This window comes from Halomicrobium sp. HArcht1-1 (assembly GCF_058933285.1).
Window position 1 is genome coordinate 716,902 of record NZ_JBZYDL010000001.1, and the last position, 20,158, is coordinate 737,059.

Annotated in this window: 19 protein-coding genes and 1 pseudogene; 9 read left to right on the plus strand and 11 right to left on the minus strand. The window is 66.5% G+C overall.

Translation table 11 applies throughout. The features are described from left to right. Positions 1–35 precede the first annotated feature (35 nt). Complete coding sequence (locus AC5FRZ_RS03885) at positions 36–746, plus strand: SdpI family protein (RefSeq protein WP_493563910.1); 711 nt, start codon at positions 36–38, stop codon at positions 744–746. Between the two features lie 143 nt (positions 747–889). On the opposite strand, the gene AC5FRZ_RS03890 is transcribed toward AC5FRZ_RS03885, so the two are convergent. Then, positions 890–1,030 carry a hypothetical protein gene (locus tag AC5FRZ_RS03890; RefSeq protein ID WP_493563911.1) on the minus strand — a complete coding sequence of 47 codons (141 nt, stop codon included), beginning with the start codon at positions 1,028–1,030 and terminating at the stop codon, positions 890–892. 182 nt (positions 1,031–1,212) lie between these two features. Then, entirely contained in the window at positions 1,213–2,082 is an 870-nt protein-coding gene (locus tag AC5FRZ_RS03895) for a ZIP family metal transporter (protein ID WP_493563912.1), read from the minus strand. Between the two features lie 129 nt (positions 2,083–2,211). On the opposite strand from AC5FRZ_RS03895, the gene crtID reads away from it, so the two are divergent. Genes crtID through AC5FRZ_RS03915 form a run of 4 tightly spaced genes read left to right on the plus strand, consistent with a single transcriptional unit; the run spans position 2,212 to position 5,830 of the window. After that, positions 2,212–3,714: a bifunctional phytoene desaturase/3,4-desaturase gene (crtID, locus tag AC5FRZ_RS03900; RefSeq protein WP_153552495.1), complete on the plus strand. Its 1,503-nt coding sequence runs from the start codon at positions 2,212–2,214 to the stop codon at positions 3,712–3,714. Positions 3,715–3,739: 25 nt separating this feature from the next. Then, positions 3,740–4,630: a prenyltransferase gene (locus tag AC5FRZ_RS03905; protein ID WP_170093501.1), complete on the plus strand. Its 891-nt coding sequence runs from the start codon at positions 3,740–3,742 to the stop codon at positions 4,628–4,630. After that, on the plus strand, positions 4,623–5,474 hold the full coding sequence (cruF, locus tag AC5FRZ_RS03910; protein ID WP_493563913.1) for a bisanhydrobacterioruberin hydratase: 852 nt from the start codon (positions 4,623–4,625) through the stop codon (positions 5,472–5,474). The genes AC5FRZ_RS03905 and cruF overlap by 8 nt, the downstream gene beginning before the upstream one ends. Then, entirely contained in the window at positions 5,471–5,830 is a 360-nt protein-coding gene (locus tag AC5FRZ_RS03915; RefSeq protein ID WP_493563914.1) for a hypothetical protein, read from the plus strand. Before cruF ends, AC5FRZ_RS03915 begins: the two co-directional genes overlap by 4 nt. A 130-nt stretch (positions 5,831–5,960) precedes the next feature. On the opposite strand, the gene AC5FRZ_RS03920 is transcribed toward AC5FRZ_RS03915, so the two are convergent. The 7 genes from AC5FRZ_RS03920 to AC5FRZ_RS03950 form a co-directional block, all read right to left on the minus strand. After that, the gene (locus tag AC5FRZ_RS03920) at positions 5,961–6,827 is read right to left on the minus strand and encodes a DUF58 domain-containing protein (RefSeq protein WP_372479606.1); all 867 of its coding nucleotides are present in this window, start codon (positions 6,825–6,827) and stop codon (positions 5,961–5,963) included. 55 nt (positions 6,828–6,882) lie between these two features. Beyond that, positions 6,883–7,824, minus strand: coding sequence for an AAA family ATPase (locus tag AC5FRZ_RS03925; RefSeq protein ID WP_208628355.1), 942 nt, complete (start codon positions 7,822–7,824; stop codon positions 6,883–6,885). After that, positions 7,821–8,768, minus strand: coding sequence for a DUF7502 family protein (locus AC5FRZ_RS03930; protein WP_493563915.1), 948 nt, complete (start codon positions 8,766–8,768; stop codon positions 7,821–7,823). Before AC5FRZ_RS03930 ends, AC5FRZ_RS03925 begins: the two co-directional genes overlap by 4 nt. Beyond that, entirely contained in the window at positions 8,768–9,430 is a 663-nt protein-coding gene (locus tag AC5FRZ_RS03935) for a chromosome partitioning protein (RefSeq protein WP_493563916.1), read from the minus strand. Before AC5FRZ_RS03935 ends, AC5FRZ_RS03930 begins: the two co-directional genes overlap by 1 nt. Next, positions 9,427–11,793 carry a VWA domain-containing protein gene (locus AC5FRZ_RS03940; RefSeq protein WP_493563917.1) on the minus strand — a complete coding sequence of 789 codons (2,367 nt, stop codon included), beginning with the start codon at positions 11,791–11,793 and terminating at the stop codon, positions 9,427–9,429. Before AC5FRZ_RS03940 ends, AC5FRZ_RS03935 begins: the two co-directional genes overlap by 4 nt. After that, positions 11,793–13,586, minus strand: a complete 1,794-nt coding sequence (locus AC5FRZ_RS03945; RefSeq protein WP_493563918.1) for a DUF7408 domain-containing protein — start codon at positions 13,584–13,586, stop codon at positions 11,793–11,795. Before AC5FRZ_RS03945 ends, AC5FRZ_RS03940 begins: the two co-directional genes overlap by 1 nt. Before the next feature lie 898 nt (positions 13,587–14,484). Next, the gene (locus AC5FRZ_RS03950; RefSeq protein ID WP_493563919.1) at positions 14,485–15,624 is read right to left on the minus strand and encodes a lytic polysaccharide monooxygenase; all 1,140 of its coding nucleotides are present in this window, start codon (positions 15,622–15,624) and stop codon (positions 14,485–14,487) included. 150 nt (positions 15,625–15,774) lie between these two features. Between AC5FRZ_RS03950 and AC5FRZ_RS03955 the strand changes: the two are divergent. Further along, positions 15,775–16,107: pseudogene (locus AC5FRZ_RS03955) on the plus strand (zinc ribbon domain-containing protein); the annotation flags it as partial. A gap of 103 nt (positions 16,108–16,210) precedes the next feature. Further along, on the plus strand, positions 16,211–16,753 hold the full coding sequence (locus AC5FRZ_RS03960; RefSeq protein ID WP_170093507.1) for a DUF8526 domain-containing protein: 543 nt from the start codon (positions 16,211–16,213) through the stop codon (positions 16,751–16,753). Here AC5FRZ_RS03960 and AC5FRZ_RS03965 read toward each other — a convergent pair. Both AC5FRZ_RS03965 and AC5FRZ_RS03970 read right to left on the minus strand, forming a co-directional pair. Further along, a complete protein-coding gene (locus AC5FRZ_RS03965; protein WP_153552501.1) occupies positions 16,750–17,406 on the minus strand; it encodes an ArsR/SmtB family transcription factor in 657 nt (218 codons plus the stop codon). The genes AC5FRZ_RS03960 and AC5FRZ_RS03965 overlap by 4 nt on opposite strands. A gap of 55 nt (positions 17,407–17,461) precedes the next feature. After that, on the minus strand, positions 17,462–18,568 hold the full coding sequence (locus AC5FRZ_RS03970; protein WP_493563920.1) for a hypothetical protein: 1,107 nt from the start codon (positions 18,566–18,568) through the stop codon (positions 17,462–17,464). 286 nt (positions 18,569–18,854) lie between these two features. On the opposite strand from AC5FRZ_RS03970, the gene AC5FRZ_RS03975 reads away from it, so the two are divergent. Both AC5FRZ_RS03975 and AC5FRZ_RS03980 read left to right on the plus strand, forming a co-directional pair. Next, the gene (locus tag AC5FRZ_RS03975) at positions 18,855–19,199 is read left to right on the plus strand and encodes a DUF5802 family protein (protein ID WP_170093509.1); all 345 of its coding nucleotides are present in this window, start codon (positions 18,855–18,857) and stop codon (positions 19,197–19,199) included. Between the two features lie 52 nt (positions 19,200–19,251). Further along, a complete protein-coding gene (locus AC5FRZ_RS03980) occupies positions 19,252–20,145 on the plus strand; it encodes a Vms1/Ankzf1 family peptidyl-tRNA hydrolase (RefSeq protein WP_170093510.1) in 894 nt (297 codons plus the stop codon). Positions 20,146–20,158 lie beyond the last annotated feature (13 nt).

Consider the following 20,158-nt stretch of genomic DNA (forward strand, 5'->3'; position numbering starts at 1 on the left):
CCTGATTTATATGCCTGGAAAAATATTCACAACGTATGACTGGATCCGAGACGACGAACCAGAACCGAGAGACGTGGCACCGTCGACCAGTCGGTCTGGACGCTGGTACCCTCCGCCGGTCCGGGGTCGTAGTCGCTCTGACAGTCGCTCTGGCCGCGGTCGCCGTCGCGACGCGTACATCGTCGATCGTGGTTCTGTGGGACCCGAGCGGCCACTCCTCGTTGACGCTGTCGACTCCAGTGGCCGTGGCTTCGATTCTGGCCTTGCAGATTGCCCTCCTCGGCGGATTCGCCATCGCACCGCGATTACAACTCGTCGAAGAGCGAGTCGCACCGTTTCGTGAGGCCTACCAGTGGACCGCACTGGCACTGACGACTCTCGTCTTCGTCGTCTTCGCAGCGATCGTCGCGTGGAACAGTGGTCTGGAGTTCGGCGGTGGACAGCCGTTCGTGACGCAGATCGCCGCGCTCCTCGTTGCGGTCCTCCTCTACGGCAGTGCGAAGGCGCTGCCGGCGCTTCCCCAGAACCAGTTCGTCGGCATCCGATCGCCCTGGACGCTCTCCGACGAGCGGGTCTGGTCCCAGACCCATGAGCGCGCCGTCCCGCTGTTCAAAACCACCGCGCTGATCGCGGCCCTGGCAGTCGCCGCTCCGTCGCCGACGATCGCTCTCCTCGTGATCGTCGTCCCGTTCCTGTCGGTTCTGGGGTACCTGTTCTACTACTCGTACCGAGTGTACGAGGGGTGAGTCGCGGTTCTTCGACGGGCTCGCGAGCAGGAGAGTCTGGACGCTATGCCGGCGGACTGCGGTGAGAGGTGTCACCACAACCGGACTCACCGTCGTGTCTCCGTCGACGGTCGGTGTCGCGCCCTGTTCGAGAGACAGGCTCTTCAATAGGTGAAATCCACGAGTATCGAGAGCATCAACTCCTTCGGCGTCACCAGTGCGAGTGGGACCAGCAGTTCGAAGCCGATCACCCCCCACGCGAGCGACCGACTCACCCACGGCCGGCCGTCGGTAGCGGCGAACATCCACACGACGCTCCACGTATTCGAGGAAAACACGCCGTACAGAGCAGTACCCCGCCACCACGCTGGCGAGGAGAGCTTCAGAGCGCCCGGTACAAAGCATGCCAGCACCGCCTCGACGCCGGTCCCGCTCTCAGACGGTGACGGTCCGGGGAGTGATCTCGTCGGGAGGATCGGGTGCCCGGTTAGACCAGTCCCCACGCGGCCACGACCGCGACGACGCCGACGATCGTCGAGGCGACGGCGTGGGTCCGGAGTTCGTCCAGCAGGTGGTGTGCGCCTTCCTGTAGCTGGACGACCTCGTCGATCTCGCTGCCGGCCTCGCACTTCGGGAGGAAGTCCATCGCGATGTGGAGGAAGATCCCGGCCGCGAAGCCGAAGACGATCGCCTTGACTGCCGGTGCGTCGGGAACGGACAGCAGTGCCATGGGGATCGCCGTCAGTCCGACGCCCGCCGCGGGGAGCAACAGCGCCGTCGTCGACTTGTCGGCGCGGGCGAGTCGCCGGGCGGCGGCGTAGCCGGCGGGGCCTTTGTGCGAGACGATCGCGAGCCCGAGCAGGTAACCGGGGTCGGGCATCGAGGCGTAGACGAGGCCGATGATCAGGCCGGCCGACAGCGCGTGAGCCGTGATCTCCAGGGTGGTCACGTCGAAGGAAGTCTCGACGTGGGTCAGCCGATGACTGATCGTGTGCGAACTGTAGCCGACGGCGATGCCGGCGGCGACGCCGATCCCGCCCAGCCGTGCGGAGCCGGCTCCCTGTCCCAGCCCCATCGCCTGGGGGAGCAGGAACATCGCCGCGCTCGTGACCATCGCACCGCTGGCCAGTCCGTACCCCCAGACGAGGCGGTACGCGTTGGTGGTGTCACTTCGGCCGCCGAACCACGCGCCGACGGCCATCGCCACGAACGCGACCCACGCGATGACCAGGACCTTCTCCGCGTTCAGCGCCACAGCCAGGGGCGAGAGCACCACCAGCGCGACGACGCCCGCGACGCCGGGAAGCGAGAACCGATCGCCGATCGTTGTGAATACTGACGCTTCGTTTGCAGCCATGTTAATAACACAATCACCTTCGTTAATAACTCCGTCGGTCACCGGTCGACCGACGGTCCCAGCCTCCCGATACAGGCCCCTACAGGTTTGGGCCGCAATTTAACACCGACGCCGTCTTTCGTTCGTGTAATGAGTGATCTGTCTGGTGACGAGATCGTCGTGGTCGGTGGCGGCGTCGGCGGGCTCTCTGCCGCCTGTTTCCTCGCCGACGCCGGTGCCGACGTGACCCTCCTGGAAAAGAACGAGCAACTGGGCGGGCGTGCCAGCCGACTGGAGGCCGAGGGGTTCCGGTTCGACATGGGGCCGTCGTGGTACCTGATGCCCGACGTGTTCGAGCGCTTCTTCGCCCACTTCGACCGCGAGCCCGGCGACTACTACGATCTCGAACGGCTCGATCCACACTACCGGATCTTCTTCAAGGACGGCGACCGGCTCGACATCTCGGGTGACCTCGACGCGATGCGGTCGACGTTCGAGTCCTACGAGCCCGGTGCCAGCGAGGCCTTCGACGACTACCTCGCGACCAGCCAGGAGCACTACGAGACGGCGATGGAGGACTTCGTCTACACTGACCGTCCCCGGCTCCGGGACTGGATCGATCCCAGCGTGGTGCGGGCCGCGCCGATCGGGCTCTCCCTGCTGGGCTCGATGCAGGGCCACGTCGAAGAGTACTTCGAGCACCCGAAGCTCCAGCAGATCGTCCAGTACACGCTGGTCTTCCTCGGTGGCTCGCCGGAGAACACCCCGGCGCTGTACAACATCATGAGCCACGTCGACTTCAACCTCGGCGTCTACTACCCCGTCGGCGACGACGGCGAGGGCGGGATCGGCGTCGTGATCGACGCCTTCGTCGAGCTGGGCCGCGAACTCGGCGTCGAGTACGTCACCGACAGCGAGGTCGACGAGATCACGAAGCGACGCGACAGCTTCCACGTCGAGACGGTCGACGGCGACGTGTACCGGCCCGACGAGACCGTCGTCAACGCCGACTACGGCCACGCCGAGCGCGAACTCCTGCCCGACCACGAGAGCCAGTACGAGGACGACTACTGGGACGACCGGACGCTGGCCCCGTCGGCGTATCTCATGTACCTCGGCGTCGAGGGCGACGTGGAACCGCTCGAACACCACACGCTCGTGTTCCCGACGGACTGGTCGGACCACTTCGACGCGATCTTCGACCGCCCGCGCTGGCCCGACGATCCCGCCTACTACCTGTGTGTCCCCTCGAAGACCGACGACACCGTCGCACCCGAGGGTCACTCGAACCTCTTCGTGCTGGTGCCGATCGCCCCGGACCTCCACGACGGCGACGAGATCCGGGCCGAGTACCGCGAGCAGATCCTCGCCGACATCGCCGAGAACACCGGCGTCGACCTCCGGGACCGGATCGTCTTCGAGGAGGGCTTTGCCGTCTCCGATTTCGCCGACCGGTACAACGCGACCGAGGGGACGGCACTCGGACTCGCACACACGCTGCGTCAGACCTCGCTGTTGCGCCCGCCGATCCGTTCGTCGGCCGTCGACGGGCTGTACTTCACCGGCTCTTTCACTCGACCCGGCGTCGGCGTCCCGATGTGTCTGATCAGCGGCGAACACGCGGCCAACGAACTGATCGAGGACCAGCGCTAAGAGGACTCGCCGATTGAGTGCCACCATGAGCGCCGCTCTCAGCGACCGGCTGGCGACCCTGCTCCCCTCCGAGGAGTCGCGCCTGGGATATCTCCTCTGGCTCTCGCGGCCGCGCTTCTGGCTCTACCTCGCGGGGCCGGTCATCATCGGCGTGACCTACGCCGCCGACTCTTCCGCCCAGCTGTTCGCGCCGGTCGCCGTGGCGCTGTTCGCGTACTTTCTGGTCCCCGCGAACGTCTTCCTCTACGGCGTCAACGACGCCTTCGACGCCGACGTCGACGAGTACAACCCGAAGAAAGACGACGAGGAGGGCAAAGAGGTGCGCTTCCAGCGCGATCCGGTCGTTCTCGCGGCCATCGCGCTGTCGGGTCTGGCCGCGCTGGCGTTCGTCCCCTTCCTGCCGACCGTCGCGCTGGTCGTCTTCGCCGCGTGGGCCGTCCTCTCGGTCGAGTACAGCGCCCCGCCGGCACGCTTCAAGACGACGCCGCTGCTCGACTCGCTGTCGAACGGGCTGTACATCCTGCCGGCGGTGATCGCCTACACCACGATCGAGGGCGCGCTGCCGCCGACGCTCGCGGTCGTCGGCGCGTGGCTCTGGTCGATGGGGATGCACACCTTCTCCGCGATCCCCGACATCGAACCCGACCGGGAGGCCGGGATCCGGACGACCGCGACGTGGCTCGGCCAGCGCCGCACCTACTACTACTGTGGTGCCTGCTGGGTCGCCGCGGCGGCCACGTTCGGTCTCGTCCACCCGGTCTTTGGCGTGTTGCTCGGACTCTACCCCGTCTTGATCTTCGGGATCACGCTGGCCGGCGTCGACGTGCATCGAGCCTACTGGTGGTACCCCGCGATCAACACGCTGGTGGGCATGTCGTTCACGCTCGTCGGTCTGTGGGTGATGTTGCATGGATGACCTGCTGGCGACGCCGACCCGCGAGCGGGCGCTGGACCGCCTCGACGAGCTGGTGCTGGAGAATCGCTTCACGATCGCCGTCGTCTTCCCGGTCACCGGGGCGATCCTGCTGACCGCCAGCGCGCTCCGGCCGCCGTGGCTGCCCGACGTGCTCGTCTTTCATCCCCTGTTGATCCTGCTGGGGACGCTGGTCATGCGGCTCCCGCTGGGGGCCGGACTCGCGCCCCTCGTCGACCGCAGGGCGGGACTCGCGCTCGTGTCGCTGACGGCCTACGCCTACGCGATCGAGTTCGTCGGTATCGCGACCGGCTGGCCCTACGGCGAGTTCGCCTACGGCGTCTCGCTGGGTCCCATGCTGGCCGGCGAGGTGCCCCTGGGACTGCCGATCTTCTTCGTCCCGCTGGTGGTCAACAGCTACCTGCTGTGTACGCTGTTGCTCGGACAGCGAGCGACGAACCCGTGGCTCCGCCTGCCGGCCGTGATCGCGACCGTGCTGGCGATCGATCTGGTGCTCGACCCCGGCGCGGTCGCGCTCGGCTTCTGGGAGTACGGCGGCGGGAGCTACTACGGCGTGCCCCGCTCGAACTACGAGGGGTGGATCCTCTCGGCGACGGTGGCGGTCCTGCTGCTCGACTGGGGGTTCGACTGGCAGACGCTGGGCGAGCGACTACGCTCCTGCGTGTTCATGCTCGACGACATGGTGAGTTTCGTCATCCTCTGGGGGGGCATCAACGCCGTCTTCGGCAACTGGCTCCCGGTGGGGATCGCCGCCGTGCTGGGACTGGGGCTGGTCGTGACCGACCGCTTCGACGTGCCGACTCGACCGAGGTGGATGGGATCGTGAGCGACGCCTTCCCCGCACCCGAGGCACTGACCGTCCTCGGCGTCGCCGCCGTCGTCGTCGGGGCGCTCCTCCCCTGGGAGGTCACCGCCGCGGGGACGACGGTCGGTCTCGGAGCCAACGGCTTCGTCGCGGTGCTCGCGGCCTTCGCCGTCCTGGCGACGGTCGCCGTTATGCGCGGTTCGGCGACCGCCGGCCGGGTGGCACTCGCGGGTGGACTGGTCGCGGCGCTGGTCGCGGGCCACTGGATCGCTCTCGTGGCCGGACTCGATGGGGCCGGGCTCGGAGTCGTCGTGTCGCTCCTCGGCGGGGTCGTGATCGCCGTCGGTGGCGGGCTCCGTCTCGTCCGCGGCGACTGACACCGTCGGCACGCGTCCACACACGTGATACTGCTGGCTGTCACTTCGTGAAGATCTTCGCCACCCCGGGGTGGCGAAATCGTTCACAGATGTACAGCCGGTAGTATGAGTCGACGCGACCGCTCTCTGGCTACTGTAGCCACACGCTCGCGAACGAGTCGAAGTACTCCTCGCCTGTCTCGACCAACACGTGGTCCCCACCCAGTGCCGTGACGCGGTTCGATACCGAGTCGACGTGGGCGTCGAGACGCGACCGGTAGGTCTCGGCGAGCGAGCCGCTGAAGTACGACCGACGCGTCTCGTCGCTCTCGGGGTCGGCAAACAGCACGTCACCGACGACGCCCGGGTCCCGTTCTTCCGGGGCGACGACGCGGACCAGTAGCACGTCGGCGTCGTTGCGTGCGAGTGCGGCGATACCGGCTTCCAGCTCCTCGGGCTCGGTCAGACAGTCGCTGAACACGACGACGAGCGACCGCGAGCGGATGCGCTCGGCGTAGGCCGCGAGCGACGACTCGAACGCGGCTCGCCCGGCGAGCGTCGACTCGTTCAACTGGTCGATAAGAGAGAGGAGCTCCCCCCGGTTCGACTGGCCGGTGTCGATACGGTCCACCCGGTCACGGAACGTACAGAACTGGAAGTCGTTGTTCTCTGCCGCGGTCAGGTAGGCGAACCCGAGCGCGAGCTTGGCGGCGTACTCGAACTTGTGGCTCGACGCTTCCCCGTAGTCCATCGACGCGCTCGTGTCGACGAGCAGGTGGACGGTCAGGCTCCGCTCTTCCTCGTACTGTTTGATGAAGTACTCCTCGGTCCGGGCGAACAGCTTCCAGTCGATCCGTCGCGTGTCGTCCCCCGGCGAGTAGCGGCGGTAATCGCTGAAGGTGAGGCCGTCACCGACCCGCGGCGACTGCTGGTCGCCCTGTCGAATCGAGGTCGTCTGGCGGTTCAGCGCGGCGGTGAACTGTCCGAGTTCGTCCAGAAAGTCCGGTTCGATCGTCACAGTTCGTCCTCCCGAAGTAGCTGGCCCGTCCGCGGAACTGCGATTACGGCGGGACTCATTCCAGTAGCGACGCGACGAGGTCGTCCGCCGTCCGCCCCTCCCGCTCGGCCCGGAAGTCCACGACGATCCGGTGACGGAGTACGGGGGCGGCCAGCGCCTCGATGTCCTCGCCCGTGACGTGCGAGCGGCCGTGGAGGAACGCCCGCGCTTTCGCCGTCTGTACGAGCGCCATGCTCGCTCGTGGGCTGGCCCCGAACTCGATGTCGTCGGCCTCGCGGGTCCGGCGGACGAGCTGGACCGCTCGGTCGCGCAGGTCGTCGGCGATGGGCATCTCGCGGACCAGCTGCTGGACCGCTCGAATCTCCGTGCGTGTCAGCGAGCGCTCGACGGGCACCTGCTCTGCCCCGGCGGTGTTCATGTCGACGATCGTCCGCTCCTCGTCGTAGTCGGGGTAGTCGACCAGCAGCTTCAGCATGAAGCGGTCGGTCTGGGCTTCCGGGAGTGCGTAGGTTCCAGACTGATCGATGGGGTTCTGGGTCGCGAGGATGAAAAACGGGCGTGGCAGTTCGTGGGTTTCGCCCGCAGCTGTCACCTGCTTCTCCTGCATCGCTTCCAGCAGGGCGGCCTGTGTCTTCGGCGTCGCCCGGTTGATCTCGTCGGCCAGCACGACGTTGGCGAACACCGGCCCCTTCTCGAAGACGAACTCCCGTCCGCTGTCGGTCTCGCGGATGATCTCGGTCCCGGTGATGTCGGACGGCATCAGGTCGGGGGTGTTCTGAATCCGGGAGAACTCGAGGTCGGTCACCGCCGCGACCGTCCGGACCATCGTCGTCTTCCCCAGTCCGGGGTTCGATTCGAGCAGGGCGTTGCCGTCGGCCAGGATACAGACGAGCAGTTGCTCCAGTACCTCCTCCTGGCCGACGATTCGCGTGCCGATCTGTTCACGTGCGTCCGCGATCTTCCGCTGTAGCGCGTCGATGTCTTGCTCTGAGCTCATTGGTCGGTGTCTCCGTCGTCAGCGTCTCCTCTGATTCTGAGATTGTACTCGCGGATGAGGGCCGCATCCTCGACGTCGTCCTGGCCGGCGAACCCGGCCTGCTGGCTGTCGACCGTTCCGCTGGCGCTCCCCGGTCCGCCGGTGTCCGAGGACGGGAACGACTGGCTTCGATTCAGTTCCTGGTCGCCGCCCGTCGAGTCGATCTCGGCGGTGAGATTCTCCTCGCCCGCCTGGACGTCCTCGCCGTCGCCGAGTATGGCGTCGCCGTCTTCGAGTCCCCCGTACTCGTCGGGTCTGTCGTCCGTCGCTTCCGTCTCGACCGGGTCGCGATCGAGCAGACTGACGTCGACGACGGCCACCTGCACCGTCGCCAGGCTCAGCAGGATCACGACGACGAGCGTCCCGAGCAGCCGCCGGCTATCGACCAGTGCAGTGCTGGAACTCTGTTTCAGGCCCGCGAGCACGTCCTCGTAGAGCCGGGCCGCCATCCGCGTCTCGGCCCCGTCCTCGACGGTGTCTCGGGCCGTACGGAGCGCGTCGGTGACGTTCGCGTTGGCCGCCTCGAACTGTTCGACGAGGGGCTGGCGGACCCGATACAGGTACTCGCCGAAGAGCCAGAGTCCTCCGAGGGCGATGCCGACGACTGCGCCCGCGGGGAGCGAGAGCGCCGGTATCGAGCGGCCGACGGCGGCTCCGATCGGCTCCGTCACCGCCGTCGGGACCGACACCTGTGTCGGGAGGCCGGCCGGGGAGAGGGCGGTCAGGACGACGTTCGCCAGCAGAAAGGCCACCACCGCGTCGACGACGGCGTAGACCAACGCCGCCTTCTTGCCCTCGTATCTGACCTCGGCGATGGCTGCGGCCATGCGCTCGCGTGCTCGTTCCCGTTCTTCTGGAGACTGTTCACCACTTTGTTCGCCGGTGTCGGTGTCGGGTTCGTCCATCAGGAGTCCTCACAGCTGACTTTGCCCTGGTTCTCCGGCTGGTTACAGAGCGTCTCGATGTCGTCTCGTAGCTCTCGGTTTCGGTTTTCGAGTTCTGCGACCTCGGTTTCGAGCGTCGTTATCTGCGATTCCAGACGGTCTATCTCGTCTTCCAGGTCGGACACCTGGTCTTCGAGTTCGTCGCGCTCGTCGACCAGCTCCTCGTTTTCCATCTCTAGATCGTCGACCGTCGATCTGAGGTCGTCGACCTCGTTCTGGAGGGCGTCTCGTTCGTTCCGGAGAGAGCCAACTGTCCCCTCCAGCTCTTCGACGCGGTCCTCGCTCTCACGGAGCGACCGCCTGGTCTCTGCCAGTTGGCTTTCCGTGGCGTTCAACTGTGACTCGGTCCGGTTCAGGTTGGTCGCGACCTGATCGACGTCTTTCGATCGCGTCTCCAGTCGCTCTTCGAGTTCGTCGACGCGAGTCTGGGCGGATTCGACCTCACTTCTGGTGTCGTCCAGGTTCTCACGGAGCTCGGCGTTTTCCTGTCTGAGTTCCTGATTCTGCGATCGCAGTTCGCTCGCGGAGTCTTGGTACAGCACCGTCGTCGCGCCGGTGCCGACCATCGAGAGGAGGACGAACGCCACGAGCCCGAGGTTGATACGGCGGCCGATTGCGCTCACGGGAGACCACTCTCCAGAGTGGTGCGACCGCGGTACACTTGAACACGACGGGCGACCACCTCGGCGGTGAACACCAGGAGCGCGCCGAGCAGGGCGACCCACTCCCAGGTCTCTCGGACGGTGCGGACGCGGGTGGACTGCTGGCGGGCCTGTCTGGCTATCTGTTCGCCCTCGTCCGGGCTGAACGTCTGGCCTCCCGTCCGTTCGACGAGCGCGTCGAGGCTGTCGCTCGGGCCGAAGGACGCGTACTCCACGGGGTAGTTGGCCGCGTACTCGGTGTCGAGCACCGTCTGATACCCCGCCTCCCGGGGCGTGAACTCGCCGCGATACCGCCCCTCGCCTACCTGGCGGACGGACACGTTCGCCGCCTCCGGGCGACTGTCGCCCTGGTAGGTCAGTGTCGTCGGCCGCCCCACGCGGGCGTCGTCGACCGACGTGACGCCGGTCTGCGTACGCGTGGGATCGCCCACGGCGTAGTTGACCGACTTCGTGACGACCAGCGAGTCCGGGCGGTCGAGCAGACCGCCCATCGTGTTGTCCGAGTCGTAGGCGGTCAGAGAGACCACGCGGCCGAGACCGAACCGCCAGGAAGCGATCGCCGGCTTCCCGTCGGCGGTGGCGACCTGGTAGTCGGCCCCGGGCTTGACGCGGACGTTGTTGGCTCGACCGGGATTGGCCGTCAGTTCGACGCCGGCAGTGATGAACGTGTCCTCGGTGACGACCGTGAGGTTCTCTCCCTGGTAGCGCCGCGAGGAGCCGCCAAAGAGGAGTCGCAGCCGTTCGGTCTCGTCGGCGGCGAAGTACGAACCGCCCGACTCGCCGGCGATCTGGCGCATCGTCGGGACGCCGACGCGCTTGCCGACGCCGACCGAGACGACGCGGGTCCCCTCGCGGCCGAGCTGGTTCGCGACGGCCGCTGGCGGCCCCAGGCGGTCCTGGCCGTCACTGAGGAGGATGATCGTCCCTTCGCGGTCGCCCAGCAACTCGTCGGCCCCCTGGAGGCCGACGGCGATGTCCGTCGCGCCGCGGCTCTCCAGTTGCCGTATCTTCTCGGCGGTCGCCGCACGGTTCTGGCCGAGCGTTCGCAGCTCCGAGACGCGGTACGCGTTCTGGTTGAAGGCGACGACGCCGACCCGGTTCTCGTCGCCGAGCTGGTCGAGCACGTCCAGTGCGACGGCCTTCTGTACCGAGAGCCCGCTCTCGGCGCTACTGGAGACGTCGACGAGGAGGACGATGTTCGACTCGCCGCCGGTCGCGTTCCCGACCTGGACCGGGAGCATCGAGCCCATCGGCGACGTCTCGTAGCCGCCGTTCTCGTAGGCGTTGTCACCGCCCGCGACGACCAGCCCGCCGCCGTTGACGACGAAGTCCTGGAGCGCGGTGGCGTTCCCCACGTCGCTCGCCGACGTGTCCTGCACGACGACGGCGGCGTAGTCGTCGAGTGCCGCCGGGACCGACGCGGCCGTCGTGACGTTGTACAGCGAGTCGAGGTAGTTCCGGAGGGGGTACTCGCCCTGTGCGACGTACAGTACGTCGGGCTGTTCGACGACGCGGACGCTCTCGTAGAACACGTCGTTTCGGGCGTATTCGTCCTCGCCCGACAGCGTCGCGGTCACGCGGTGTGCCCCCAGTTCCTCGAACGTGTGATCGACAGTGAGCGTCCCGTCCGGTCGAAGTTCCCCCTCAGTGACCGTCTCGCCGTCGATCGTCACCGTCACCGGCACGGGCTCGGAGACGCTCACGCCCCGCATCGAGACGGTGTACCGGGACTGGACGCCGCGGCTCACCGTCGACGGTCCCGCTATCGCCACGGCTCGCTCGGTGCGTGGCGACTGGGGCGTGACGCCGTGGACGGTCGCGTCGAGCGCGTCGGCGTCGGCGGCGGCTGTCGACAGGCTCCGTCCCGCCGTGACGCGACCGTCGGAAACGACGGCGATCGTGCCGTTTTCCCGGAGGTTCGCCGCCACGGCGTCACCGATCCGCGACGCAGAGTCGCTGCCGACCGTCACCCGCGTCACCGGGACACCCTCGTCTTCGATGTCCCGTACCAGTTCGTCGGTCGTGTTCGGATAGATCCCCATGCTCGCGGATTCGTCCGTCAGCAGTGTCACGCCCGGCTCACCCGGCGTCTCGCGGGTCTGGGCGGTGTACGGTCCCATCGCGCCGAGGACGAGCAGGCAGACGACGAGTACGCGACTGGCGAGCAGGAGCCGACGGCTCCGGTTCGATGCCGACCGCGGCCCGCCGCTGCCACGCCGGATCAGCGACGCGAGGACGCCGACCGCGATCGGCAGGACAAGCAGCGGCCAGAGGTGTTCGACGCCGACGGTGAGCCCCTCCGCGACGGTGGCGGACACTCGCATCAGAGATCACCCCGTCGGCGAAGGTAGCCGACCTCGACCAGGACGAGCACCAGTCCGCCCAGCGCGACGTACTCGGTCAACGGCTGTGGCACCGACCGTCGTTCGGTCCGAGTGAGGTTCCCGGCCGTCCCGGAACGCCGATCGAGCGCTTCGACGGCGGTGTTCGACTCGCTCTCGTCCAGCAGCGACGCGCTCACCTGCCGGCTCTCGCTCCGGTAGTGGCCGGCCCGCTGGAGCGTGACTGCGTTGCCGGTGACGGGGCCGTCTGGCCCCTCCACAGTGGTGTTGCCGAACCGAACGGTCTCGCCGGTCTCGTGGTTCAGGGCCGGCAACGGCTCCCTATCCGCGAGGTAGTACACCGCCCGCTTCCAGAACACGGGGTACTGGTAGTTGAACTTGAAGCTGGACCGATCCTCGATGTAGCCGTAGTACATGACGCGGCCGCCGCTTCGGTCGTCGGTCGCGATCAGGGGCGTCCCGTCGCTCAGCCCCACCTGAACCGAGCCCGAGCGCAGCGAGCCCGCGACGTACTCCTCTGGGGGCTGGAAGTCGATGCCGCGGGTGAGCTGTGTCTGTGCCGTCTGGCCCACTGTCGCGCCCGTTCGGGTCTCGCCGGGGTCGACGAGGAGGAGATCCCGGTACCGCTGTGGGAGGTCGTCCTGTGCCAGCACCGCCACGCCGCCACCGTCTTCGACCAGTTCGCGCCCGCTCTCGACGTTGCCGGGCAACAGCGCGCTCGGCTCGACGTTGCTGTACAGGATGACGTCGTACTCGCCCTGGATCGTCGTCGGCGGCTGCCTGACGGTCACGTTCACCCGGTCGACCACCGACAACGCGGTGGTGAGATACCGGTTCCGGTCGTTGGTCACCACCAGTACGTCGACGGCCGCGTCCGGCGGCGCTGCGACGTAGACGCTGTCGTCAGCCGGGAAGCTGTCACCCGAGTCGAGTCGGGCCTCGCTCCCCCCGGCCGGGACCGGCATCGTCACCGAGCCGACGTCGTCGGGTCCGAGCTGCAACTCTCGCTGGGCGTCGCCGAGCCGGACGGTCCGCGTGACGGTCGCGTCGCCGTAGTTTTTCACCGACAGCGTCACCTTCGAGCCGGTGAACCGCCGGTCGACGAAGCCGACGTTCGCGTCCCCGCCGCGGTCGAACTGTCGAAGATCGACGGAGAGGCCTCGTCCCCGCGCCGTCGTGATCGCGGTCGTCCACCCCTCGCCCGCGAAGTCGCTCAGGACGACGATCCGGCCGTTCTCACCGGCGAGGGACGTGGCCTGTGAGACAGCGCCGCCGAGCGTCCCCGGTGCATCTGTCGGGCCGAGTCCTGCCAGCGTCTCCCGCGCCGTCGTCGGCGTGCCCCGCTGGAGCAGTACCTCACCCCCGTCGGTCGTGATAACGACAGAGGTCGACCCCGTCACCTCCCCCCGGGCGGCCGCGACGGCCCGCTGGAAGCGTGTCTCGCCGTCGGCCTCGGTCTGCATGGACGCGCTCGTGTCGAGGACCACGACCGTCTCTTCGACCGTCGCCCGCTCGGAGACGGTGACGTACGGCGTCGCCAGTCCGACCGCGAGCACGAGTACGACGAGCACCTGCACCACCAGGAGGAGACTCCGTGAAATCCGTTCGAGCAACGGCGTCGACGACTGCTGGCGTTCACCGGCGACGAGAAACCGGAACGTCGGCAGCGTGCGTTCCTGTGGATCTGGACGAACGAGATACAACACCACGATCGGCACTGCCAGGAGGAGGGCCGCCAGTCCCAGCGGGGCGAGCAAAACGTCGGAGAGGACCATTGTCGGTGTGTCAGACGTGGGACAGCATTTATTTTATGCATTCAGTGACAGCAATCGCTGCGCGATGGCCCCTCTCGACGGTGGCCAAACACCTCACGGAGCGACGCTCCGATTCGCACGCCGGAGAACAGAGCTCATACTGCCGGCTGTCACTTCGTGACGAGCTTCGCCACCCCGGGGTGGCGAAATCATTCACAGACTTACAGCCGGTAGTATCAAACGCGTTGAACGGACCGTTCGATCCATCGAGAGACACGTCTGGCTTATACGCTGAACAGGCGCAATACCACGGCGTTCACGCCGTGGATACGTGCCGTCACTTGGGGAAAGTATCCACGTTCGACAGCACTCTGAGTTTCAGAATACTGGTGTTTAAGCGACAGGAAACCCTATCAGTAGGTAGGAATCGGTCGGAACGGAGCGGATTCCGAACCGTCCTTCGGAGGTGGCCTGTCCACCCACGCAATGAGACAGTATCCGAAAGGGTAGTCGGTGAACGCACATTCCAGCAGAGTGTGTCTGTGCCGACTGCTCAAAGCGAGTCAGAAGGTACCCCCGACTCTGCTGACGCCTACTGGCGTCCCTGTGGCAAAAACAACACCGGGACGCCATGTACGGTCGAGGATAGGGGTAACGGCCACTTGGCATGGCCAGCAGTCCACCAGTCCGACACTGTGGGACTACCCGTGCCCGAAAGGACTGGGAGTCCGGTGATTGGACTACAGACCTGAAACTCCCACCGCTCGGGATTCCTCCGCGTTCACGCGGAGGAGGATGTCAAACACGTCGTGAATCACAGGGACTGGCAGTCGGTCATGGGATTTTCTGCTCGCTGCCCGACCAGCAACTGTAAAAAAGGAGTCGATTCGCTTCTTCCGGTGGAAATGTTACCTTCTCACTACTCTACTCGTTCCCATGGCCCCCACTGGGAGCTACCGGGTTCGTCACCCTGCGTCCACCAGTTGGCTTCCCACGTTTCGCCGTCGTAGCTCACCTGGTCGCCACTTGTGTAGGCCGTACTCGAATTCCACTTGGGCACGTCCGGCTGATCGGGCGTGTCAGTTGGCGTGTCAGTTGGCGTGTCAGTTGGCGTGTCGGGCTGATCTGGCGTGTCATCGCCGGAGACCTGCTCCCAGGGACCCCACTCGGAGGAACCGGGTTCGTCACCCTGCGTCCACCATTTGGCCTCCCACGTTTTGCCGTTGTAGGTCACCTGGTCGCCGCTCGTGTACGTGGCTTCGGAGTCCCACGCGGGCACGTCAGGCTGATCTGGCGTGTCAGTTGGCGTGTCGGGCTGATCTGGCGTGTCAGTTGGCGTGTCGGGCTGATCTGGCGTGTCATCGTTGCCATCATCAGCGCCGGCGATGTCAACGTAGGAGCACGAATAGAACGCTTCTGGCGAATCGGATCGCTGCCAGACCATGTAGATGATGTGCTCTTTGTTGTTGCGGTCAGGGACATCCACACCACTGATTTCCGTCGTTTCAGTGGGACTCATCGGATCAGTCTCGTGGATCAGTTCCAGGTCATCCCACGCAAGCGCGGTGTCTGGATCCCATCCATCCTTGGTCATGTAGAACCTGAAGTACTTGGCTTCGTGTGGCGCGGTCAGATCGAGAGTAAACGTCTGCGTACCGGGCTCGATCGTCGTCGAAGGCCAGTCTCCTGGCTCATCGTACGGAGCGTATCTTTCGCTTCCGGCACTACAGAGTTCACCGTCGTCGATGTTCTCCCGGTGATCGCCGCCCGCATCACCGTCGCGAATTCCCTGCCAGTTGTAGATTGCCTGTCCGCTCTGCTCGCGTGCAAACTCACACATCTCGTTTGTCTCTCCCTCACTCTTAACCTCCTCGTAACAGGCCAACCCCTGGCCAATCGGATCCGACGGTGCTCCATGGGCGGCGGCCGTCTGTACCACAAAGAGACCAAGAACCGTCAAAAAGAGGATCAGTACCCCTGTCTTTGCGACACGTGACTTGGTGACACGTGGTAGGCTACTCCCCGCAACTCGTTTGCGTATTACCGGATCTTCCCCCATTGTTGATCCAGTTTTTGTTGCGGTAGGATTGTATATATAATTTTCGTCAAAGAACTAAAACAAAGGCGATTTGAATCTTTCAAATTCCATTCACCCTTATGATAGTATTGTTTGTGTGGGCCCATCCTCGGCATTTCGTCGGGTCCCACGTCGATCAATAGCATCTACCAGTCCCTCGAACACAAAGGCAGGAGCCGTGGCGTCGAGGTGCTGAAGGAGAACGAGTGGGACACCTCGAAAACGTGTTCACGATGTGGTGACGACACGAAGTCGAACCGTGTCGAGCGTGGACTGTACGTCTGCTCGTCGTGTGAGCAGGTAGCTCTCTCAGCGGGTCGTAGACGCGATTCTCTGACGTTCGTTCACGTCTTTCTCGAAATGTACGGACGGAAAGCTGGCCTCGGCACTCATAGGGTTCGTCGCTGCGCGGTGGTCATCCACACTCGGAACCGCGATCGCTCGTCATCGGCCACTCGGTCGTAGTGCGTCCCCGCCAAAGACGGTTGCTCATCGCGGACGGGTACCGACGGGGAAGTCGACCGACGGGGGAGAAAGGCCCATACCCCAGGCGCTCACAGTGTGGTGTATGAGCGAGCGCACCGACGACCTGACGATTGACGAGGAGGCTGTCGACGAGGTCGGTGTGGGCGAGACGGACGCGTCGGTCGGCGCGACGGAGGACTTCGCCGGGCTCGACGACGGGTTCGACACGGCGACCGACTTCGAGACCGACACCGACACGGCCGACGAGACGACGGCCGGCGGCGGGCTCCGGGGGCGCGTCGGCGACGCCGTTTCCCCGGTCTCGTTCGCCCTCCAGCTCGCGGGCGCACTCGTGGGGACGTTCGTGGTCGGCGGGGCGCTCCCGCTGGGACCCCTGAGCGGCGTCGTCGGCGTGCTGGCGGTGCTGTTCGTGCTGGGCGTGGTCTCGACCGACGCACGGTACGTCGAGGCGGGCACTGCCGGAGCCCTGGTCGGCGTCCTGACGACCGTGCTGGGATCGATCACGCTCTCGGTCGTCTCGGGCGGCCTCGTTCCGGTCGCGGGCGGCGTCGCCGGCGGGCTGGCCGCGCTGGTGGGCCACTACGCCGGCCGTGACCTCCGCGACGGGCTGACGCGAGACCTCTAGTCGGCCAGTTGCCAGCCGTCGGCGTGGCGCTCGACGATCCCCTCCTCGGCGAGCCACGCCAGCGCGTCCTCGACGAGTTCCGGTGGGGCCTCGACCTCGCTGCTGATACGCTCGACCGAGTGGATGCCGTTCGCGAGCGCGCTGACGATTTCGGCGGAGAGGCGGCCGTCTTCCCGGCCGTCGTCGATGCGCTCGCTGATGCGCTCCCGGAGGTCGGTCACCTGGCCCTGGACCCAGCGCTGGGCCAGCGACAGCTCGTTTTCGAGCTGTTCGAGTCGCTCCAGATCGCTGGCGAGTGACTGCAAGTCGTCGCCGTCGTCGTCGCCCACGTCGATGGTGAGGTGTCGACAGGAGCTCATGTCGAAGCCTCTACGGGCCGGATACGCGCTCTTGGTCCCGAACTCGTAGGGCGAGACCCGGACTTCCAGCCGGAGGTTGCGGGCGATCGAGAAGTACTTGCGCCGCTGGTCGTCGGTCCGGCTCTCGATGAGTCCCGCGTCTTCGAGCTTCTGGAGGTGGTCGATGACTGCTTTCGGGCTGACGCCGATGTACTCGCTGATCTCGGTCACGTAGCAGGGCTTGTGTGCTAACAGGCGCAAGATGCGACGACGGTTCGCGTTCCCGAGGAGATCGAGCAGCTCGGCGGAGTCCATTCACCCCGGGGTAGGCTACCAGTGGGGAAAAGGGTGTCCCCTCGCCCGATGGGGATTACGGACCGTTGCCAGGGGCGTCGTCCGGCGGTCCTCCCGAGGAGTCTCCCCCGGGCGGATCGTCGTCAGATGGTCCGTTCCCGGACGACCCGCCGTCGGCGTCGTCGCCACCGTCGCCGTTCGCTGACGCACCGTCGCCACTCGCCGACTCGCCGTCGTCCCGGTTCGAGTCGTCGCTCGTGCTCTGATCGGCGTCGTCTGTCGATCCCGTGTCGCTCTCGGACGCTGTGGACTGGGCCGTCGTTTCGGAGCCGTCGTCTGCCGTCCCACCGTCGGACCCGTTTTGCACACCCCCGCGCCTAGGGTCTGTCGTCCCACCCCTGTCAGCGCCGTCGTCTGCCGGGCCGGTCTCGTTGGGCGGCCCACCGCCGGGTCGTTCTCCCTCGGACGCCGGTCCGTCGCCCGCGGTCCCGTTACCGGGGCCTCGGTCGCCGGCTCCCGGCCCTCGGGTCACGTTAGCGGCCGGTCCTCGCGTCGCGTTGTCCCCCGACGGCGGGCCGGCCTCGTCTGGCGGTCCCTGCTCGTCGCCGATCGAGTCCGGTGGTCCGGCGTTCGCCGGTGGCCCCTGCCCGGTTGCGATACCGCGGGCGACGCCCGGTACGTCGCCCGTCGTGACGTTCCGGGCCTGCCCCCGGAGCCGTTCGATGCCGGTCGGGTCGACGCCCGCGGTCCGTGCTGCGGTCGCGGTGTCGTCGATGCTGTGTCGGAGTGCGTTGATCTCACCGGCGAGTCGGCTGGTCCGGACCAGATACTCGGTTTCGTCGATCGAGCCGTTCTCGTAGCGCTCCTGGAGTGTCTGGTTGCGCTCCTGGAGGCGCTGGAGTCGCCGCTCGATCTCGGTCGTCCTGTCGGTCGCCAGCCGCGCCTGCTCGGACTCGTTTGCCCGTTCGAAGCCGGCGGCCCACATCCCCGACTCGACGGTGTCGTTGGTCTCGGCGGCACTGGCCTGCATGAAGGCTGTCAGCTGTGCCCCCATGTCCGCCTCGGTCCCGTTCTCGGCTGTCTCGTTGGTGGCCTGCGCGTTCGCCCCGCTCGCCGGAAGCGCCGCCACGCCGACGGCGACGACCGCGAGGACGGCGACGAACGTGGCCTGCCGACTGTTCATGTTCACCTGCATGTGGTCGGGAGTGCATAAAAAACGATACTCACTGTTCGCACTGTTCAGCGCGGGCAGGTGTCGACTATGAACCGTTCACGCTGCTGATCGAGCGACCCTGCGCCGTCGAGAGCGTTCATTCGGCCCCGTCGAGCGGTTGGACCCGCTATCGCCGCCCGCCGTCGATCGCGACGGCTGTCTGGTGGACGACACGGCCAGCGGTGTGATTGCCCGACGTGATACCGTTCACGGCGAGGGTTTATATCATGGTATCACATACCACGAAACGTACTGTATGTTCGAACGATTCTCCCGTGGCTACTATCTGGGGCGACTGTACGTCGAGCCCAGCGCGGACGGCTCGCCGGCCATGTGCCGCGAGCAACACGAGCAGGTCAACCGACAGCTGTACACGGACGGTGAGGGCCTAGAGCGGACAGACCGTCCGCTCGTCGTCAAGCTCGGCACCCGTCACCTCGCGGTCGAGGGCGACGATGCGGTGCCAGCCGACACGCTCGCCGTGCCGGAAGACGTACTCGCCGAGGTCGACGTGGCCAATCCACCGACGCTCCAGGAGGTCCTGCTCGCGAAGGCCGACCGAGCCCGACAGCTCCTCTCGATGACCGGGACCGCGCTGTGAACGCTGGACGCGGTGTGAACGTTTATACGTCAGGACGTTCCGGTCTCAGTCGATGCTCGAAGAGCTGTTCGGCCGTCGATCGCTGAAAGCGCGCATCGAGGAGTTAGAGGAGGAGAAACGCCACCTCCAGCGCCAACTCGACGCCGAGCAGGACCGCCGTGCCGACGCCGTCAGCGACCGCCAGGCCGCACAGGAGCGCGTCAACCGACTCGAAGACCGCGTGACCGAACTCGAAGATCGCGTCCAGCGCCAGCAAGGCCAGTCCGGACGCGGCGAGTTCCGCCGGGAAGAGACCCTCTCGGGCGAGCGACTGGAGGGCGTCCTCGATCGACTCGACTCCGTCGAGACCGGGCCGGAGGGGGCACTGACCGCCTACGTCGCCGACGAACACGACCTCCCCGCCGCCGTCCGGGACGCGGTCGGCGACGACGCCCCGCTCGTCCGACGGGCCGCTCCGTGCCTGCTCGTCGTCGACGACGCGGGACTCGTCGCGACGACCCTCTCGACGCCCGTCTCGCCCGAACCGTTCGCCGAGTGGCGCGACGGGTTCGCGATCGATCGCACGTGGTTCGAGCCGACGGGCGAGTACGCGGTCGCGCTCGTGCGCTCCGACCTGTTCGCACTCGGCGAGTACGTGGGTCGGGAGCGGATCGCCTTCCACGGCTTCGACTCCGAACTCAAGAGCCAGCACTCGAAGGGCGGCTTCTCGCAGGCGCGTTTCGAACGCCTCCGGGACGCCCAGATCGACTCCCACGTCGACCGCTGTCTGGCCGCCATCGAGGAGCGCGACGCCGAGCGGCTCTACGTCGTCGGCGAGCGCAGCCTGCTCTCGAAGTTCGCCGACCGAGCCGACGCGACCCAGCCCGTCGACGCGACCGGCGAGCCCGAGGCGGCGCTCGCGGATGCCGTCCACGAGTTCTGGCGCGTCCAGCTGCGGGTGCTGTGACTGTCGGCGGCCG

Coding starts and splice junctions, on each gene's coding strand:
- AC5FRZ_RS03960 (WP_170093507.1), top strand. CDS start 16,211: ATGAGCGAGCGCACCGACGACCTGACGATTGACGAGGAGGCTGTCGAC.
- AC5FRZ_RS03975 (WP_170093509.1), top strand. CDS start 18,855: ATGTTCGAACGATTCTCCCGTGGCTACTATCTGGGGCGACTGTACGTC.
- AC5FRZ_RS03945 (WP_493563918.1), bottom strand. CDS start 13,586: ATGGTCCTCTCCGACGTTTTGCTCGCCCCGCTGGGACTGGCGGCCCTC.
- AC5FRZ_RS03905 (WP_170093501.1), top strand. CDS start 3,740: ATGAGCGCCGCTCTCAGCGACCGGCTGGCGACCCTGCTCCCCTCCGAG.
- AC5FRZ_RS03890 (WP_493563911.1), bottom strand. CDS start 1,030: ATGTTCGCCGCTACCGACGGCCGGCCGTGGGTGAGTCGGTCGCTCGCG.
- crtID (WP_153552495.1), top strand. CDS start 2,212: ATGAGTGATCTGTCTGGTGACGAGATCGTCGTGGTCGGTGGCGGCGTC.
- AC5FRZ_RS03930 (WP_493563915.1), bottom strand. CDS start 8,768: ATGGACGAACCCGACACCGACACCGGCGAACAAAGTGGTGAACAGTCT.
- AC5FRZ_RS03925 (WP_208628355.1), bottom strand. CDS start 7,824: ATGAGCTCAGAGCAAGACATCGACGCGCTACAGCGGAAGATCGCGGAC.
- AC5FRZ_RS03885 (WP_493563910.1), top strand. CDS start 36: ATGACTGGATCCGAGACGACGAACCAGAACCGAGAGACGTGGCACCGT.
- AC5FRZ_RS03950 (WP_493563919.1), bottom strand. CDS start 15,624: ATGGGGGAAGATCCGGTAATACGCAAACGAGTTGCGGGGAGTAGCCTA.
- AC5FRZ_RS03965 (WP_153552501.1), bottom strand. CDS start 17,406: ATGGACTCCGCCGAGCTGCTCGATCTCCTCGGGAACGCGAACCGTCGT.
- cruF (WP_493563913.1), top strand. CDS start 4,623: ATGGATGACCTGCTGGCGACGCCGACCCGCGAGCGGGCGCTGGACCGC.
- AC5FRZ_RS03970 (WP_493563920.1), bottom strand. CDS start 18,568: ATGAACAGTCGGCAGGCCACGTTCGTCGCCGTCCTCGCGGTCGTCGCC.
- AC5FRZ_RS03940 (WP_493563917.1), bottom strand. CDS start 11,793: ATGCGAGTGTCCGCCACCGTCGCGGAGGGGCTCACCGTCGGCGTCGAA.
- AC5FRZ_RS03895 (WP_493563912.1), bottom strand. CDS start 2,082: ATGGCTGCAAACGAAGCGTCAGTATTCACAACGATCGGCGATCGGTTC.
- AC5FRZ_RS03980 (WP_170093510.1), top strand. CDS start 19,252: ATGCTCGAAGAGCTGTTCGGCCGTCGATCGCTGAAAGCGCGCATCGAG.